The organism is Massilimicrobiota sp. An80 (genome assembly GCF_002159255.1).
GTDB classification, from domain to species: Bacteria; Bacillota_I; Bacilli_A; order Erysipelotrichales; family Coprobacillaceae; genus Allocoprobacillus; species Allocoprobacillus merdigallinarum.
The window spans coordinates 1-2162 of sequence record NZ_NFHI01000097.1 but is presented as its reverse complement, the minus strand read 5'-3'; the positions used below and the strand labels follow the sequence as shown (position 1 = coordinate 2162).

At 36.3% G+C, this 2162-nt stretch carries 1 protein-coding gene; it reads right to left on the bottom strand.

Annotated elements, in window-relative coordinates:
• Positions 1-167: 167 nt before the first annotated feature.
• On the bottom strand, positions 168-1862 hold the full coding sequence (locus B5G32_RS13425) for an IS1634 family transposase (protein ID WP_087305630.1): 1695 nt from the start codon (positions 1860-1862) through the stop codon (positions 168-170).
• Positions 1863-2162 lie beyond the last annotated feature (300 nt).

Sequence of the window (2162 nt, the reverse complement as noted above, 5' to 3'; positions counted from 1 at the left end):
GAATTAAACATTATTATATCACCCAATGTTGTTAGATTGGTAACAATAAAGAAAATGATTAATAAATATGCTCTATAAGCATAGGGAATGGCATAAAAGAAGTATTTGGTTATATATAACCTGTCTTTGGCAGTTTTAAATAAAAAAATGGTGCTAATTTGATATTTCTATCGAGTTAGCATCATTTTTATTTGCCTGGCTGTCAGATAATAATTGGTTATTGGTTGATTTAATATGCCTGCAAGATCTCTTATGAATGGAGTGGATCTTGTTATGTTTATATAGCGGTTATTGTTGATTTCCACAATCCTAAATGACTTGATGAATTCACATATTTCGCTTGTTGAGTATTTATTGTCAAGCACCTTGAACTGGAATATCCTTAGAAGCAGCACTGCTGCATAGCAGATTAGAAAATGACCCTTGATGCTGTTTTCCTTTTGCAGATATACCGGTCTGGCATCAAGCTCGCTTTTCATCACTCTGAATGATTCCTCGATTCTCCACAGATTGTGATAGGTCTCATATATTTTTTGATCATCCATGTCATATTCCGACGTTACAATAAGATTATAGCCTGCAACAGCCATGTCCTTCTCTATGGCCTCTTCATTCAACATGACTTCTGCCTTGCTTCCATCCTTTCCTTTAAAGGTCACATATTTTGCACTTTCTCCATATTCTTCCTTTTTTGCCTGGGATGCCTTCATCTTTCTTGCTTTTTCCACCATTTTGTTGATTTCAAATACCCTTTTCTTGTGCAGCTTCGGATTGTATGTTGCCACTCTTTTTTCCTTGACCTTCTTTATGAATTCTCTTCCATCATCATCGGTATAGGAATATGTATATTCTTCAATGCACGATTTGTGCTTGAATAGTAAATTGCCATCTTTGTCCTTGACTTCCTTATAGTCATTATCCAAAAGCACCCATGTCCTTTCAACCTCTGGAAGTTTCTTGACTGACTTTGAAAAGATATATCCATCTCTGCAGTTGATGGAATCTATGATGTTTCTTGCGCTATTCAGGCCCTTATCCGCAACCCTTATTGTTCTTCCCTTGATATTGTTTCTTTTCTTCAGGCCATTTATGATATTTCTGAAGACAGGCTGTTCTGATTCATTGCCTGGATACATCTCCATGCCAACAGGAATCATGTTGGCATCCAGAAGTAAACCCAGCCCAACAATCGGATCTTTTCTGTTCTCCTTGCTTGGACCCTTTCTCTGAAATGAATTTTCCCTGTCGATTTCAAAGTAGAAGTTGGTACAGTCAAAATAGCTGTGGGATGTATCGATGCCATAGTTCTCATCAGTAGCTACAGTCAGTATTTCAACGATTTTCTGATACTCTTCACCTAGAAATTCAACGGCATCAAGCAGCTGGTAATAGCTGTCCTGAGGGGCAGAGAACATGGAAGGCAAGATATCATGGAATGTCCTGTGCTTTGATAAAGGAGCGACAAGTCTTGCATAGACAAGGGAGGTAAAGAGATCATGGACATTGAAATGAAAATGTCTGTTTGACTGAAGATAATCAAAATGTTCCCTTACATCAAGATTGTTCATAATGCTGGCCAAGGGAAAGTATCCAAGGAGCTTTTCAGGAGAGACTTCACCGATAAGACGATCGTTGATCTTCTTGTTGGCATTATCAGCCTTTCTCTGGGCATTAAGACGATCGACTTCCTTTTGAAAGTAAGCGATGGGATCATCGATGCCACTGTCGATGAGCTTCTGAATATTGCCTAAAGAGCGATAGCTGCGATGCTTTGTACCCTTAGTTTCAGGGGAATAGAAGCTTTCGTATATAGAGAGATAGGTACGAGACTGCTGTTTTGTAACCTTAAGAAAGTAAGCCATAAGAACACCTCCAATATATAACACCATTACACCACTATTATAACACAAAAGAAAAAATAATAAAATAATTTTTAAATAAAAAAAGCCCATAAAATGGACTTAATTTAAATTTTTCAAAAAAGATTACAAAAGAAACATGGTGCTAACTGCCAAAGACGGGGATAATTTAAATTTGAAAATCAAAAAAACAAATACTTTTTCATCTGATATACTATAAGTAATCTTAATCAAGTAAATGCATAACAATATTCTGTAAAAAATTATTAAAAGTAATCATACTTGAGATTAGGTAGGTTACAT

What these genes read in the sequence shown, in the direction of transcription:
- B5G32_RS13425 (WP_087305630.1), bottom strand. Translation starts at nt 1,862, where the DNA reads ATGGCTTACTTTCTTAAGGTTACAAAACAGCAGTCTCGTACCTATCTC.